Below are 15,117 nucleotides of genomic sequence, written 5' to 3'. Positions count from 1 at the left end.
AGGGTCATAATACATTTACGATAAATGTATAATCTTATTTTCAATAAGATGTTAAAAATGAGAAAGGATGATAACCATTAAAATTCTAGTTGTAGGAGCAAATGGACAAATTGGGAAACATTTGATTACTTTCATCCAAGATTATAACCATGAAGCGAAGGCAATGATTCGTAACGAAGAACAAGCTCCCTTTTTTAAAGACTTAGGTGCAGAAACGGTAGTCGCCGATCTAGAAGGGGAATTTGAGGATATTGCCAAAGCAGCTGAGGGTGTAGATGCGATTGTATTTACTGCTGGTTCAGGTGGGCACACAGGTAAAGATAAAACGATTATGGTTGATTTAGATGGTGCAGTTAAAACAATAGAAGCAGCTAAGGTTGCTGGTGTTAAACGGTTTATTATGATTAGTTCCTTTGACACTACACGCGAAGCAATCCAAGCCGCTCCAGCCGGATTTGCACCGTATGTTGCAGCGAAACATTATGCAGACGAATGGTTAAAAGGAACTGATTTGGATTATACGATTATCCATCCTGGTGCATTAGTAAATGAAGAAGGAACTGGTAAAATAAATGCAGCTGTAAAGGTGGAGCGAGGAGAGGTTCCACGTGAAGATATTGCGAGCGTGATTCTTGGTAGCTTAGAAAATGAGTCAACAATTGGCAAGGAGTTTCAAGTAGTTGCAGGTGATACTCCAATTGCTGAATCGTTGAAATTAATTTAAAAATCATAAATGCGAGAACCCCCATACCATCATGTAGTTGGTATGGGGGTGTTTTTTTACCAATCAAACTGTATATTTTAAACTTTTTCGTATAATAAAAGGATACTCAAATTCTTACATATATGCTACTATTATACATATATTGACAAGATAGGAATAATACAGTTTAATAATAAACTTTTCCTACTATATGATAGATGGTTAGATGGTTTAGAATAGGATGGTAAAATATGACAAGGTTCACCAAGCTGGTTCCACGTATTCATAAAGAACTGTATCTTTTTGTTGCTTTAACGGCATGTACGGTACTATCCATTATATTTCCTATTCAGCTAATGTATGGTGTTTCATTTAGTTTTGCAAGCATTTTTCTATTCCTTATTCTACGGTTGTTTGGCCTTTCTTTAGCAATGGTAATTGGTATAGTAACCTTCCTATTTATCCCTCATGATTTTATTAATATTTCCTCTCAGACCATTTTACTAATGGAATTATTGTTCGTAGGAGCGTTTTTTTTCCGGGGTAGAAGTGCAAAGATGTTTTTTGTGGATGCCTTATATTGGGTAACAGCTGGTTTGATCGCTACCTTCTTACTTCATTCTACCTACTTATCAGGCAATGTCTTATATTTTCAAATATGTAAAGATATGATAAACGGTTTATGTAACGTGTTAATTGCTGATATGTTATTAGCCTATTTCCCTTTCTATAAACTGTTTAAAAGAAAAAAGTTAAATAGAAATAATGTTTCTATTCATCAATTTCTATCGCACATAACGGTTATTTCTATCCTTGTTCCGTTTTTCTTAAGTGTAAACACTAATCAAGCTAATAATTTTATTTCTTCCCACCTTGTAAAGCTGGCAGAGATAAATATCAATCAAATCGAAGAGAAACTATCTTTATGGGATTCTGCAGATATAAAAAAAGCACTTAGTATCAACGGAAAACAAAGACAGGAAATCCAAGAACTTGTAAAACAAAGTGTGCCGGAAGAGTTTGATTTTTATCTTACTAACAAGGTGGAATATGTGATAGCATCGAGCACAGCTGAAATTCCATTAGATGAGCGGTATAGTTGGCAGGATAATTATCAAATTAATAGGTTTTCAAGCGACATATTGGAGGCAATCCCTAATGAACAAGGTACATCAATAAATAGATGGAGTGAAGGTCTATATCTTTATGAGACGAAGCTAGACACTGTATCTATGAATATCGTTTTTCAATTTCCTATTATGCACTATCAGGAGTTAATCTATGGTAGCTTTTTAGGTCAATTAAAAAATTCACTTATTTTTGCATTATTTATGATTGTACTTGTAGCAACGGTAAGTCGCATCTTTATGAATAATTTACGTCAATTAACAATCGCAACTACGGGTCTGCCACAAAAACTTCATAATTTGGAAAACGTACACTGGCCGCAGAGCTATGTATCAGAACTGAGGATTTTGACACAGAACCTCATGGTTATGGCAGATAAGATTAAAGAACTATTCCGTGATAGTAATAAAATGAATAAAATATTGACTGAACAGACAAATAAGCTGAAAAAATCAGAAGACAAGCTACATCATCTTGCATTTTATGATGCGTTGACACAGCTTCCAAACAGACTTCATTTCCAAAATTATGTTAGAAATATGATTAAAATGAAGACAACTAAGTGTTTTGCAGTTATATTTATTGATTTAAACCAATTTAAGCAAATAAATGATACATTAGGTCATGATGCAGGCGATGCTTTACTGCAGGTAACAGCTGACAAACTTAGTAATTTAAAGGTGGCACAAAAGAGAGAGATATTTAGATTAGGTGGGGATGAATTTGTTATTGTCGAGACAGTCACGAATGAGACGGATGTATCGGCATCTTTGGATAAAATTATCCAAGAATTTGCGAATCCATTTGTAGTAGAGGAACAAACGCTTTTTATTACGTCAAGCGTCGGTGTCAGCATGTATCCGCGGGATGGCAAAGATTTAGACACACTCGTAAAATGTGCAGATATTGCCATGTACATATCAAAAGAGAAGGGCGGCAATGTCGCTCAGTTCTTCAATGAATCAATGAGAAATAAATTTCAGGAGCAATTGATTGTCGAAAATGCACTTCGACAAGTGGTCGATAAGGGATGCGGTTTTGAGCTATATTATCAACCGAAGATGAAATCATGTAAAGTAACAAGTATGGAAGCATTAATTCGATGGCATCATCCTAAGTTAGGCTTCGTCTCACCAGGAACGTTTATCCCGGTTGCAGAGGACATCGGGTTAATTTTACAAATTGATGAGTGGTCACTTAAACAAGCTTGTAAACAAAATAAAGCGTGGCATGATCAAGGCCTATTAAAAGTCCCAATCGCTGTTAATATTTCCGCTAAGCATTTTCAGCAAGATTTGCTCGTAACCTTGGTAGAAAGGGTATTAAAGGAAACTGGGATGGATCCTAATTATCTTAAGCTTGAGATAACAGAGAGTGTGTTTATAAAAGATCCAGAGCATGTCTCGGTTGTTATTCAAAAATTAAAAAGTCTAGGGGTCCTTATTTCCATCGATGACTTTGGGAAAGGCTATTCTTCGTTAAACCATTTATTGGAGCTACCAATTGATGAAGTGAAGATTGATAGACTATTTATTGAGGGAATAAACTTCGATGAGAAGAAAGCATTGTTAGTCAACTCGATCTTAGATATCGCACAAGGACTAGATCTTAATGTCGTTGCGGAAGGGGTCGAAACGGAAGACGAAAAAGCTAAATTAGAGGAGCTAGGCACAGTTGAACTTCAAGGCTACTTGTTTAGCCCTCCTATAAATAGTCAAGGAATGGAGAAATTTCTTTGTAAAAGGACAGAGGTTCTACTTGGGACAGACGATACTTTCTAACAGAATTTTTTCTCGAATCTATTAGTGTTTTGCCACCATATCTATAGGAAAAACAGGCTTGAGAACAGATCTCAAGCCTGTTTTTCTTAACTCTTAAATTAGGAAGGAAACTGTACAATCCTGGAGAAGCAATTACCAGTTTGTATGAAAAACGCCTTCTTGATCGTTACGTTCATACGTATGTGCACCGAAATAATCTCGTTGCGCATGTAGGAAGTTAGCACTAGAATATTCCAGTACCGACAATAACTAATGGCATAATAATTCCTCCTAGATGTTTTTATTTGCAATACTTCTTTGATAGTCTGCAATTCGTTTATAATCATCTTCCAATGCATGTGATAGATGTATAAAGATCGGTAATAATTTTCGATATTCTTTCGCAGCTGTTTCTTCTGGAACATGTTTAAATGTGTTTCCAACCATTTCCGAAACAACGTCAAAAGAATCAATTTTTCCAGTGGCATATAAGCCTAATATGCAAGCGCCAAGACAGGAGCTTTCGTAGCTTTCAGGAACCACTACTTCTGATTCAAAAATATCGGACATCATTTGACGCCAAACATCAGATCTGGCAAAACCTCCTGTAGCAAGTATCCTTGTAACAGGTTGATCCATCGACTCTGTTAAAGCGATAAACACCGTATATAGGTTATAAATGACGCCTTCTAGGGCTGCTCGAATCATATGTTCTTTTTTGTGTGACATCGTTAGACCGAAGAAGGAACCGCGTACATCTGGATTCCATAATGGCGCACGTTCCCCGGCTAAATAGGGGTGGAACAATACCCCATCTGATCCTGGTCTGACTTGTTCTGCTATTTTGGTTAAAACTTCGTACGGATCGATCCCTAATCTTTTCGCTGTTTCCACTTCTGATGAGGCAAATTCATCCCTTATCCAACGCAAGACCATTCCACCGTTGTTTACAGGACCACCGATAACCCATTGATTTTCAGTAAGCGCGTAGCAAAATGTTCTTCCTTTTTCGTCTGTATGTGGTTTATCAATAATCGTTCGTATCGCACCACTTGTTCCAATCGTAACAGCGATTTCACCTTTTCTAATTGCGTTTACGCCTAAATTGGAGAGGACGCCATCACTAGCGCCAATTACAAAAGGTGTCTGTGGATCAAGTCCTGTCTGTTTAGCGATCTCAATTTGAAGATTGTTAAATATTTTTGTTGTAGGGACAAGCTCAGATAATTGATTACTAGATATTCCAGCTACTTGTAATGCTTCTGTGTCCCAATCTAAATTTTCAAGATTCATCATCCCCATTGCTGAAGCTAAGGAATAATCAACCGCATACACGTCGAAGAATTTTTTGAAAATGTATTCTTTTATACCGATGTATTTTTTCGTTTTACTAGCAATATCAGGACGCTTGTTCGTTAACCATGTTATTTTGCTTAATGGAGACATCGGGTGAATCGGGGTACCAGTTCTCCGATAAATTTGATGTCCGTTCCATTGTTCTTTTATTTTACGAGTCCATGCTTCACTTCGGTTATCTGCCCAGGTGATGCAGGGGGTAATGGCTTCGTCCTTTTCATCCATTGCGATCAAACTATGCATCGCGCTACTAAAGGAAACGAACTCAATTTTTTTGTTGGGCTGGTGCTTCATAATATTAGTAATCGCTTGCAATACAGCTTGAAAAATTTCTTCTGGATCCTGTTCAGCGGTAGCAATATCCGGTGTGTAAAGGGGATAGCCAATGTTTTCCTGTTGAATTACTTCGCCTATCTCACTAAATAAAACTGCTTTCGTACTTGTCGTTCCTATGTCTACACCTAACATGTATTTAGTCACTTTGTTCTTCCTCCTTGTTTAGCAACTGTTGAGAGTTCCACAAATCATCCACTGTACCTTGAACATCATCAAAGGTTTCATGTAGCGATTTGCTCATCAATGCTCTATCTTTAGACTTAATCTCATTCGCAACTTACAAACTATACGTTCACCAGTAGAGGCCTTCGCAAAGCCATTTTCGGGGTATTGATAATTTAGCGATTCTGTCAGTTAGCCATTTCCTTTTCATTCAAGTGTACTTGTATACAAGTATATTGATATGAATTAATCTATTTTGCAAGCGCTTTTCTAATTTTAGAGAAATTGTTCAGCGGAGAAGTGTTATGAATCTAACTTAGAAGATATTCATCGTCCCAACTCTTCTGCTTATCCACCCACTTGTTTGATATCTTCCAAATATAACGATATATCCTCCCAAAACAGAAATATATCTTCTAAAAGCAACTTAAGTTTATAAGCTGTTTAATTTGGATTAGTCTAGTAGTAGCTATATAATTATGGGACAAGGGACCTGTCCCTATGTCCCAAAAAGGAGTGTGGTTTTTGTGAAAAATAGACAAATTATCTTGGCGGAGAGACCTGCGGGTGTTCCTGACGAGGATACGTTTAAATTTTTGGAGTCTAAAGTGGAAGAGCCTAAAGATGGGCAAGTGTTAATTCGTACACATTATGTTTCCGTTGATCCCTACATGCGTGGACGAATGATTGATGCGGAATCCTATGTGGAGCCATTTAAGGTAGGAGAAGTAATTCAGGGAGGTTCGATTGGAGAGGTAATCGAGTCTAAATCAGATAAATTTAAAATAGGTGACATGGTGATGGGAATGTTCGGTTGGCAAGAATATTATTTGGCAACTGAAAATGAGGTCCGGACTATTGATACGAGCCTTGCACCAGTTACTACCTATTTAGGTATTTTAGGAATGACTGGTTTAACAGCGTACTTCGGCTTACTCGATATCGGAAAACCAAAAGCTGGGGAAACGGTTGTTATCTCTGGAGCAGCAGGTGCGGTTGGTTCTGTTGTTGGTCAGATTGCGAAAATTCAAGGAGCAAGAGTAGTCGGAATAGCGGGATCTGAAGAAAAGATCAGCTATTTAAAAGATGAACTACATTTTGATGAGGTTATCAATTATAAAACTACCGATGACATCGCAGTTGATTTAAAACAAGCTTGTCCTAACGGTGTTGATGTTTATTTTGATAATGTTGGTGGCGAAATATCGGATGCGGTAATGAGCCAATTGAATACTTTTGCACGTGTTCCGGTTTGTGGTGCGATCTCCTCTTATAACCTGGAAGAAATCGATCTCGGACCAAGAGTGCAATCTTTACTTATTAAAAAAAGTGCCCTTATGCAAGGTTTTACAGTGGGAAATTATGCAGAAAGATTCCCAGAAGGAGCGCGGCAGCTTGGTCAATGGTTGCAAGAAGGAAAACTCTCCTACCGAGAAACGATTAAAGAAGGATTTGAAGCAATACCAGATGCTTTTTTAGACTTATTTAAAGGAAAGAATATAGGTAAACAGCTTGTGAAATTAATCTAATAATGAGGCAGGCCCACCGTTTTATGGAGGGCCTGCCATTTTTATAGGAGATAAAAAGTATAAAATTAAAGATGTCTAGCTCCGGATTCCTACGATAGCCTAGGGGGAAACATTTGAAAAAGAAGTTTATTAAATTGGGTCAGAACCTTTGATGAGGTAATATACTCTAGCGGGTCTGACCCTTTTTTGTTTTAGATATTGATCAAAGGGTATAGTTTTTATATACAGTGAAAATTATATCTATTAAACTATCTATTTGCGCATATAGAAAAATAAACAGAAGGGAAAGATTATACTCTATGTCTAACGATCCAATTATAATAGATGCGATTATAAATGGAGAAAAGTATAAAACAGAGAAACAAGAACCACGAGAAAACCCTGCCAACCCAGATGAGAGTGTTGGGTATGCTCCAGTAAATACGGTGGAAGATACAAAAAGGGCAATTGACGAGGCACAGGATACATTCCTGACATGGAGAGAATCATCAATTGATGATCGAGTAGATCGGATGAGGAAAGCAATTGAAAAAATCAAATATGCTACACCTGAAGTTGCTGAGCTATTATCCCGAGAGCACGGAAAGCCGTTGTATGATTCAAAAGGTGAAATAGCTGTTTCTTTAATGTGGATGGAGTATGCTTGCGATAATGTAAAGGAAGTATTAAAAGACAATATCGAGGAGCATGATAACGGGAAGACGATTGTTGCAAAAGATCCGATCGGTGTAGTTTCCGCCATCTCACCTTGGAATTATCCTATATCGCTTTCGACTATTAAAATAGCACCTGCTCTGTTAGCAGGCAATACAATGGTGTTAAAACCAAGTCCACTAGCACCTTTAGCTGTTAGTAAAGTTGCGGAAATTATTGCTGACGAATTCCCACCGGGAGTGTTAAATCTTGTTCATGGGGAATCGGAGGTTGGTGTAGAGTTAACATCCAATCCGAAAGTAGCTAAAATTGCATTTACGGGTGGTACACAAACGGCCAAGCACATTATGAGATCTGCGGCAGATACGATTAAAAATATGACATTAGAGCTAGGTGGCAATGATGCTGCTGTAGTCTTAAGTGACTTTGACGTAAATGATGAGCAAGCGATGAGGCGACTAGTCATCTCTAATTTTCTTACAGCAGGACAAATCTGTATGATTGCAAAAAGAATTTATGTAGATAGATCTATCTATGATCAGTTTGTTGAAAAATATATAGAAGCAGCAAACAAATGGTTAAGGGTTGGAGATCCTTTTGACAAGAACGTGACAGTTGGCCCTGTTAATAACGAAAATCAAGTGCGATATGTGCAGGGTTTACTAGATGAGGCTAAAAGTAAAGGGGCAGAAGTAGTTGAGCTAGGTAAGATACTTGACCAAGACTTGTTCGAAAAAGGATACTTCATGCAGCCTACAGTAGTATTAGGTGCCAGTCAAGATGATCCAATTGTTTCTGAAGAACAGTTTGGTCCGACTGTTCCAATTATTCCTTTTGATGATGATCAACATGCACTCGAACTTGCTAACGACAGTATTTACGGTCTAACAAGCTCTGTATGGGGAGAGGAAGGGCATGCCTTAAAGATTGCTAAGCGTATACAGGCAGGTACAACGATGATCAATACTGCTGCTGTACAAGGACTTGATGTTAGATATCCATTTGGTGGGGTAAAACAGTCTGGTATTGGACGTGAATACGGCAAAGAAGGAATCCTTGCTTATGTAGATACCCATGTCATAAATGTACCAGAAAATAAAGATTTAGCCTATATACCGAAATAATGCTGTATTTAGGAAACTAGTTATACAAAATCTATTTTTTTATATAAAGCAGCCCAGCTAATAGTTGGGCTGCTTAATTTGTTTAATTCACAAAATTTAACTAATATTTTTCTGGATATTTATGTTAATATTTGGTTAGTGATATGAAAAATGCTGCGATGTCTAATTGTAATAGGGAACTGTTTTACGATTCAAATCGTCTACTGGTTTGAATTTAATACGTATTTAAAAGTGATCGATGGTTAATAAAAGGAAATACTATAGTAAATGTAAAATGAAATTCTAATAGCTTATCAAAGGAGGAATTACTTTGTTTGTATTGGCATCAATAGTAGGAGTAAGAACTGGAGATTTCATTTTTCTTATCATATCGCTTGCTCTTTTATTAGCAATACCGGCCACAATAATTGTTCTAGTTATCAGTTTCCGTAAAAGAAATAATAGATTAAAAATAGTGGAAGAAAAGTTAGATAAAGTTCTATCAGAAACAAAGGGACATAGGGACAGGTCCAGTGTCCCAACCGGGAAAAGGAATTAGTGTAAGGTTAGAGCATACAGTGCAAATGTCACTTCAAGCTCTAACCTTATTTTTTATTTATAAACCATTGTTGGGGCATAATCTAGTAGTAAAATCCGTCCCAAGCTCGATGGAATATAAAAAGATAAAGCATATAATCTATTAAGTATTATTCGTATAAAATGGTATAGCAAGGGCGTGTAGAAAATGTTGGATGTACTAGTAATTGGAGTAGGACAAGCTGGATTAGCGGTGGGATATCAGCTCCATAAACGTGGAGTAAATTTTTTAATAATTGGACGTGAAAAGGAAATCGGAAATACGTGGCGAGAACGATACGATTCTCTATCATTATTTACTTCTAGAGAATTTAGTAGTTTACCAGGATTAGCGTTGCAAGGGGAAAAACACGGTTTTCCAACTAAGGATGAAATAGCGAACTATCTAGCAGACTATGCCCTATCATTTCAATTGCCAATTCAACTGGAAACCAATGTAGAAGAATTAGCGAAACATGGTGAGTATTTTACGATACAAACTAGTAAGGGACTTTTAACAGCGAAACAAGTTATCGTAGCCACTGGTCCTTTTCAAGAACCAACTATACCTTCTAATGCAAAGAATCTATCCGCGGAAATTCGTCAAATGCACTCCTCTCAATATCGAAATGTGGATCAACTCCAACCTGGAAATGTACTCGTTGTAGGCGGTGGTAATTCAGGTGCTCAAATCGCAGTAGAACTAGCAGCGACAAGGGAGGTTCATCTGTCTGTAAGTTATAAATTAAGGTACCTTCCATTGGTGATAGGAGGAAAAAGTATTTTTTGGTGGTTTCAGAAGCTAGGAATATTAAAAGCTACTAGCGATTCATGGCTTGGGAAAAGGCTTCGTTCAGGTGGCGACCCTATTTTTGGCTTCAAATTAAAGAAACTAATACGAAGGAAAAAGATTGTTGTCCATCCAAGAACGATTAATTGCGAGAGGCATTCTTTTACCTTCTATAATCAGGATAAACTAGAAGTTAAGAATGTAATTTGGGCAACAGGGTTCCACTTATATTTTCCATGGATTCTCATTGGTGAAATTTTTGACACAGAAAACAACCTGATTCATGAAAGAGGAACGACGACTGTCGAAGGACTCTATTTTGTAGGGTTACCGTGGCAGCATAAACGTGGTTCTGCCTTACTTTTAGGAGTAGGAGAAGATGCAGCATATATTGCTGATCGTATAATAAATAAAAAGTAAGAATAAGATTGGTTCAACACTTAAAGCTATATGCTTTGTAGAGAGGATATGCAAGTTGAAAGTTAATAGGATTAAATAAAAGTTCTGTAACACAATAAATGGAACTTAGCCTAATAAAATAATAGCATGTGTTGAAAGAGTTACTGCATATGTGCAGTGGCTCTTTTTTAGTATTTAAACGCTTAAAGAACCTTACCCATGATTAACTCGATAACCTCTCACTCAGATTGCTTCCTTCTCCTTTTTTTAACCATTACTTTTGGCATATGACGCTTATGGAATATAGCTGTTTTCAATGTATATTATTTTTTAATTTCTACCTGTAGATAGATAGGAATGACTAATTTAAGCGGTATAATAAACTTACCAATGAGTTTTAAAGGAGTGAAAAAATGCTAGAGGTGAAGGATTTAAAGAAAAGCTATGGCAAAAAGGCTGTTGTGAAGAACGTCTCTTTTACAATTGAAAAAGGCGAGTCCTTTGGTTTGCTTGGTCCAAATGGTGCGGGCAAGTCCACTACGATCTCGATGATTTGTGGCTTGATTCCTTATGATCATGGGGAAGTGTTAGTTAGTAATCATTCTGTAAAAAAATCCCCGATGCTAATTAAGCAAAAGATAGGGGTTGTCCCACAAGAAATAGCCCTTTATCCAACGATGTCAGCGAAGGATAATCTCCTTTTTTGGGGGAAGATGTATGGACTAACTGGTTCGGTGGCAAAGAAGCGTGCAGAAGAGGTACTTGAGTTTGTCGGATTGAAGGATCGAGCAAAAGATCGAATTGAAACGTTCTCCGGTGGCATGAAAAGAAGAATCAATATTGGTGCAGCATTAATGCACGAACCTGAACTATTGATTATGGATGAACCAACAGTTGGGATTGATCCACAATCGAGAAATCATATACTGGAAACCGTAAAAAGGTTGAATGAAAAGGGCATGACGATTATATACACGAGCCATTACATGGAGGAAGTAGAATATTTATGTAATCGGGTTGGGATTATTGACGATGGAGAAGTGATTGCTCTAGGTTCACAAGCCGAGTTATGTAATCGACTTGCTGGTGGCTCCGTTATCCAATTAATAGTGGAAAATAAATCGGACGAAGCAATAGATGCAATTAAGCAGCTTGAAAATGTTAGTCAAATTTTACATACGGATGAAACGAACCAACTAGAGGTCTTTGTAAAAAATCCTCATGATAGGTTGGGCGAAATAGTATCTACTGCAGTTCATCAGGGGATGAAAATTGTCTCCGTCGATATCAAGGAGCCTAACTTAGAAACATTGTTTTTACAATTAACTGGACGCTCACTAAGGGATTAGGGGGACGAGTGACATGAGATTTCTTACGATAGCCTTCAAGGATCTAAACATTCGTTTACGCGATCGAAAAGGTTTTATCATGATGCTACTAATGCCAATTATTTTAACGGCAATCCTGGGTTCAGCACTTAGTGGGATGTTTGGGGAAAGTGGATCGCTTCCGAGTACAACCTTAGGTGTTTGGAACAGCTCCGATGATAACTTAACAGAGGAATTCCTAGATCAAGTCTTACAGGGAAAAGATATGAAAGCGTATATAACCTTGAAAAAGTATGCAGATGAAGCTAGCTTACGGGATGCAGTTGAACGACAACAGATAGACGTAGGCATGTTAATTCCATCTGAATGGGGAGAAGGATTGACGAAAGGGGAGGTAAAGAATGTTACAATCTTTACTGATCCTGAAAAAGAGTTACAGTCTTCGATTATTGAATCAGTCGTTACATCCTTTGTGGATCGGGTTAGTTCTGTGTATTTTGCGACAACAGTAGTGGCACAAGAATTAGCAACAGAAGTGCCTGTCTCAGCTCTAGTTAGTGACCTTCCTTCTATAACGACGGATTTAGCGAATCAGCTGTCAGAAGTGGTTGCCTCTGATGTTAATTTTGTTGAAACTGAACAGGATGGAGAGGAACCGATATCCGGTATGCAATATTATGCAGCAGCAATGGGAGTCATGTTTTTACTATTTAATACAACAGTTGGTGCTACATCCATTATCCAGGAACGTAAAACAGAAACGTTAGCTCGCCTAATGAGCAGTCCTATCAGACGTTCTACCATCATAATCGGTAAATTTTTAGGAACATTTTATTTCTCCTTTCTTCAATTTTTAGTCTTCATGATAGCGACCCACTATCTATTTGATGTTAGTTGGGGGAGTAATCTACTACAAACAGTCGCTGTTGGTTTTGCGTACTCCATAGCCGTCTCTGGATTAGCAATGATTATAGCTGGGTTCATCGATGATGAGAAAACAACAGATTCTGTTGGAGGGATTGGCGTGCAAATCCTTGCTGCACTTGGAGGTTCGATGGTGCCACTTGCTGTATTCCCGGAAAGTCTTCAACGAATTGCTAACATTGCACCAAATAAGTGGGCATTGGAAAGTCTAACAGAAATAATGAGTGGAACTACATGGAGCGCTTTATCATTACCACTATTGGTTCTTAGTTTAATTGGTTTGGGTGCTCTGTTTATTGGTTCGTTAAGACTAAGGATTAAATAAAGGAGGGGAAGCAATGAGAAGAGCTATAGCAGTGGCTTTATTTGAATTAAAAAGAATTTTTCAGAAACCACAGTCTTATTTACTGATGTTTGGTATGCCTGTATTGTTCACCTTCCTATTTGGTGGATTGTTTACGGGTGGATCGGAGGCTAGACCAAACATAATAGTCGTAGACAATGATCATACCAACTTGTCAGATGCACTAATTGGAGAGTTAAAAAATCAAAATATCATGAAAGTCAGTATGGAAAATTCAGCACAAGCAATGGAACTGTTTAAAGATCAAAAGGTTACAGGCTATATTCGGATTGAAGCTGGATTAGAGGAGAAATTAATGGCAAATGAAACACCTGGAATTACTTTTGTTCATTCCCCATCCTTTACTGGAGCATCCATGATTGAAGAATTGATTAATGAAAGTATGCTTAAGCTAATGGTTGGAACTACAGCTTCAAGTACTTATAGTGAAAGGACGGGAAACGATCGGCAAGTTGTTCAGGAGGATATCATAAGTAAGCTAGCATCGTCCGAATCAGCTATTGAAACGGTGGATGTAACGAAAAGCAAGGAGCTAGAATCGATGGACAACATAACCGCTCGCTCTGCTGGTTTTACAATTATGTTCGTCATGATTACAATGCTACTGTCTACGGGTGTCATTTTAGAAGCTAGACAAACTGGTGTATGGTACCGTTTAATGTCTACACCAACCTCGAGGATGGAATTATTGCTAGGCTACCTGCTTTCCTTTTTTCTAATTGGCTGGATCCAATTTGGTATTTTAATGCTTATTTCTCGATTTGCATTCGGTGTGTATTGGGGGGATTTACTAGCAAACATCATTCTCGTCTCCAGTATCCTTCTATGTACGATTGGACTGGGATTATTTGTTGCAGGGTTAGTTAAAACGACAGATCAACAAGCTGTATTTGGAAATCTAATTATTGTCTCCACATGTATGTTAGGCGGTGTATATTGGCCGCTAGAAGTTGTTCCAGATATTATGAAACAGATTGCGAAGTTTGTCCCGCAATACTGGGGATTAGAAGGGTTTGCTGAATTAGCGGTAAGAGGTGGCACATTAATAGACGTGATCGTGCCAGTCGGGATACTATTAGCCTTTACGGCAGTCTTCCTAGTTGTAGGCATGACAAGAATCAGATTCGAATAACGGGACAGAGGGTCAGGTCCCTCGTCCCATTATCGTGTTCTGCTAATAGAGTAGGTGCATTTTCTGCAGGTTATGTGCCAGAACACAGGTTTTATGTGCCGAAAATCATCTTATATGTGCCAAAATCTACAGGTTATGTGCCACAAACAACAAAGTATGTGCCACAATTGACCAAATATGTGCCACCATGCAATATAACCAGGACAGTACTAAAGACTTGCCTCTTCAGCTTTGGTGTTAGCCCTATGTACATCGCCATCATTTTTATGGACGATGGTTAACTCGTTGATATTACCAACATTAACAATTTTAAAATTTTTAAATGCCATAACCCCAATTCCGATTCCAACAAGCACACCTATCCCAATAAACAACCCTTTTTCTTTTGTATTCATATTAATTATCCTCCCCATAATAATTACAAAATGTTCCATGCTGCTCAAACAATATCAAAGATGTTTTCAATCCATTTCCCTATCCCTCTAAACAGCCAATACAAGATTCGAAAAGGTACCAATAGGATTTCTGGTATCCAAAATAGTATGTCTAAAATTCCGTCTAAAAGAGAATACCCTTCATGGTGATTCTTTCTTCTTTGCTTTCTTGCTTTCCTCTTTTCGCGCCATTTCCCCATTTATTAATCCCACCCTCTTACAAAAAAGTTACTTATTAATAAGACGCTTTCCTTTACCTAAGTTAAACTACGATTATGATAGGAGAAAAGTTCCCACATTTTGTTGGAACGAGTGGGACGGAGGGACAGGTCCCTTGTCCCGATTACTGCTAAAAAGTGGGCATCCCAACATGTATCTGCCCACTTTTTTGATATATCCCACCAATTTCCGTATTGCATTTATCCTCCCGAAAATATAT

General features: G+C 37.7%; 12 protein-coding genes and 2 pseudogenes. 9 read left to right on the top strand and 5 right to left on the bottom strand.

Going from position 1 to position 15,117, the window contains the following annotated elements; genetic code table 11:
- Positions 1 to 67 precede the first annotated feature (67 nt).
- Both H7K77_RS16795 and H7K77_RS16790 read left to right on the top strand, forming a co-directional pair.
- The gene (locus H7K77_RS16795; protein WP_186579438.1) at positions 68 to 724 is read left to right on the top strand and encodes an SDR family oxidoreductase; all 657 of its coding nucleotides are present in this window, start codon (positions 68 to 70) and stop codon (positions 722 to 724) included.
- A gap of 230 nt (positions 725 to 954) precedes the next feature.
- Complete coding sequence (locus tag H7K77_RS16790) at positions 955 to 3,612, top strand: putative bifunctional diguanylate cyclase/phosphodiesterase (protein WP_186579436.1); 2,658 nt, start codon at positions 955 to 957, stop codon at positions 3,610 to 3,612.
- A gap of 132 nt (positions 3,613 to 3,744) precedes the next feature.
- Here H7K77_RS16790 and H7K77_RS16785 read toward each other — a convergent pair.
- From H7K77_RS16785 to H7K77_RS16775, 3 genes and pseudogenes are all read right to left on the bottom strand, one after another.
- Positions 3,745 to 3,840, bottom strand: a pseudogene (locus H7K77_RS16785) (hypothetical protein); the annotation flags it as partial.
- A gap of 42 nt (positions 3,841 to 3,882) precedes the next feature.
- Entirely contained in the window at positions 3,883 to 5,427 is a 1,545-nt protein-coding gene (gntK, locus tag H7K77_RS16780; protein ID WP_186579433.1) for a gluconokinase, read from the bottom strand.
- Positions 5,420 to 5,548: pseudogene (locus tag H7K77_RS16775) on the bottom strand (GntR family transcriptional regulator); the annotation flags it as partial. The gene gntK and the pseudogene H7K77_RS16775, both read right to left, overlap by 8 nt.
- 424 nt (positions 5,549 to 5,972) lie before the next feature.
- On the opposite strand from H7K77_RS16775, the gene H7K77_RS16770 reads away from it, so the two are divergent.
- The 7 genes from H7K77_RS16770 to H7K77_RS16740 all read left to right on the top strand — a co-directional run bounded on the left by H7K77_RS16770 (position 5,973) and on the right by H7K77_RS16740 (position 14,244).
- The gene (locus tag H7K77_RS16770; RefSeq protein ID WP_407926442.1) at positions 5,973 to 6,974 is read left to right on the top strand and encodes an NADP-dependent oxidoreductase; all 1,002 of its coding nucleotides are present in this window, start codon (positions 5,973 to 5,975) and stop codon (positions 6,972 to 6,974) included.
- A gap of 299 nt (positions 6,975 to 7,273) precedes the next feature.
- A complete protein-coding gene (locus tag H7K77_RS16765; protein WP_186579430.1) occupies positions 7,274 to 8,752 on the top strand; it encodes an aldehyde dehydrogenase family protein in 1,479 nt (492 codons plus the stop codon).
- A gap of 310 nt (positions 8,753 to 9,062) precedes the next feature.
- Complete coding sequence (locus tag H7K77_RS16760) at positions 9,063 to 9,290, top strand: hypothetical protein (protein WP_186579428.1); 228 nt, start codon at positions 9,063 to 9,065, stop codon at positions 9,288 to 9,290.
- A gap of 186 nt (positions 9,291 to 9,476) precedes the next feature.
- Positions 9,477 to 10,517 carry a flavin-containing monooxygenase gene (locus H7K77_RS16755; protein WP_186579426.1) on the top strand — a complete coding sequence of 347 codons (1,041 nt, stop codon included), beginning with the start codon at positions 9,477 to 9,479 and terminating at the stop codon, positions 10,515 to 10,517.
- 392 nt (positions 10,518 to 10,909) lie between these two features.
- Positions 10,910 to 11,845, top strand: coding sequence for an ABC transporter ATP-binding protein (locus H7K77_RS16750; protein WP_186579424.1), 936 nt, complete (start codon positions 10,910 to 10,912; stop codon positions 11,843 to 11,845).
- A 13-nt stretch (positions 11,846 to 11,858) separates the two neighbouring features.
- A complete protein-coding gene (locus H7K77_RS16745; protein ID WP_186579422.1) occupies positions 11,859 to 13,073 on the top strand; it encodes an ABC transporter permease in 1,215 nt (404 codons plus the stop codon).
- 13 nt (positions 13,074 to 13,086) lie between these two features.
- On the top strand, positions 13,087 to 14,244 hold the full coding sequence (locus H7K77_RS16740; RefSeq protein WP_186579420.1) for an ABC transporter permease: 1,158 nt from the start codon (positions 13,087 to 13,089) through the stop codon (positions 14,242 to 14,244).
- 209 nt (positions 14,245 to 14,453) lie between these two features.
- Here the strand turns inward: H7K77_RS16740 and H7K77_RS16735 are convergent, their stop codons facing one another.
- Positions 14,454 to 14,639 (bottom strand): hypothetical protein, encoded by a 186-nt coding sequence (locus tag H7K77_RS16735; RefSeq protein WP_186579418.1) that lies wholly within the window; start codon positions 14,637 to 14,639, stop codon positions 14,454 to 14,456.
- Positions 14,640 to 14,683: 44 nt separating this feature from the next.
- Complete coding sequence (locus H7K77_RS16730) at positions 14,684 to 14,878, bottom strand: hypothetical protein (RefSeq protein WP_186579416.1); 195 nt, start codon at positions 14,876 to 14,878, stop codon at positions 14,684 to 14,686.
- Positions 14,879 to 15,117: the final 239 nt, after the last annotated feature.

Origin of the sequence: Aquibacillus kalidii (genome assembly GCF_014280935.1) — a bacterium.
Classification (GTDB): domain Bacteria; phylum Bacillota; class Bacilli; order Bacillales; family Amphibacillaceae; genus Aquibacillus_D; species Aquibacillus_D kalidii.
This window is presented reverse-complemented; position numbering and strand designations above follow the sequence as displayed.

What these genes read in the sequence shown, in the direction of transcription:
- H7K77_RS16795 (WP_186579438.1), top strand. Translation starts at nt 68, where the DNA reads ATGATAACCATTAAAATTCTAGTTGTAGGAGCAAATGGACAAATTGGG.
- H7K77_RS16790 (WP_186579436.1), top strand. Translation starts at nt 955, where the DNA reads ATGACAAGGTTCACCAAGCTGGTTCCACGTATTCATAAAGAACTGTAT.
- H7K77_RS16765 (WP_186579430.1), top strand. Translation starts at nt 7,274, where the DNA reads ATGTCTAACGATCCAATTATAATAGATGCGATTATAAATGGAGAAAAG.
- H7K77_RS16755 (WP_186579426.1), top strand. Translation starts at nt 9,477, where the DNA reads ATGTTGGATGTACTAGTAATTGGAGTAGGACAAGCTGGATTAGCGGTG.
- H7K77_RS16750 (WP_186579424.1), top strand. Translation starts at nt 10,910, where the DNA reads ATGCTAGAGGTGAAGGATTTAAAGAAAAGCTATGGCAAAAAGGCTGTT.
- H7K77_RS16745 (WP_186579422.1), top strand. Translation starts at nt 11,859, where the DNA reads ATGAGATTTCTTACGATAGCCTTCAAGGATCTAAACATTCGTTTACGC.
- H7K77_RS16740 (WP_186579420.1), top strand. Translation starts at nt 13,087, where the DNA reads ATGAGAAGAGCTATAGCAGTGGCTTTATTTGAATTAAAAAGAATTTTT.
- H7K77_RS16735 (WP_186579418.1), bottom strand. Translation starts at nt 14,639, where the DNA reads ATGAATACAAAAGAAAAAGGGTTGTTTATTGGGATAGGTGTGCTTGTT.
- H7K77_RS16730 (WP_186579416.1), bottom strand. Translation starts at nt 14,878, where the DNA reads ATGGGGAAATGGCGCGAAAAGAGGAAAGCAAGAAAGCAAAGAAGAAAG.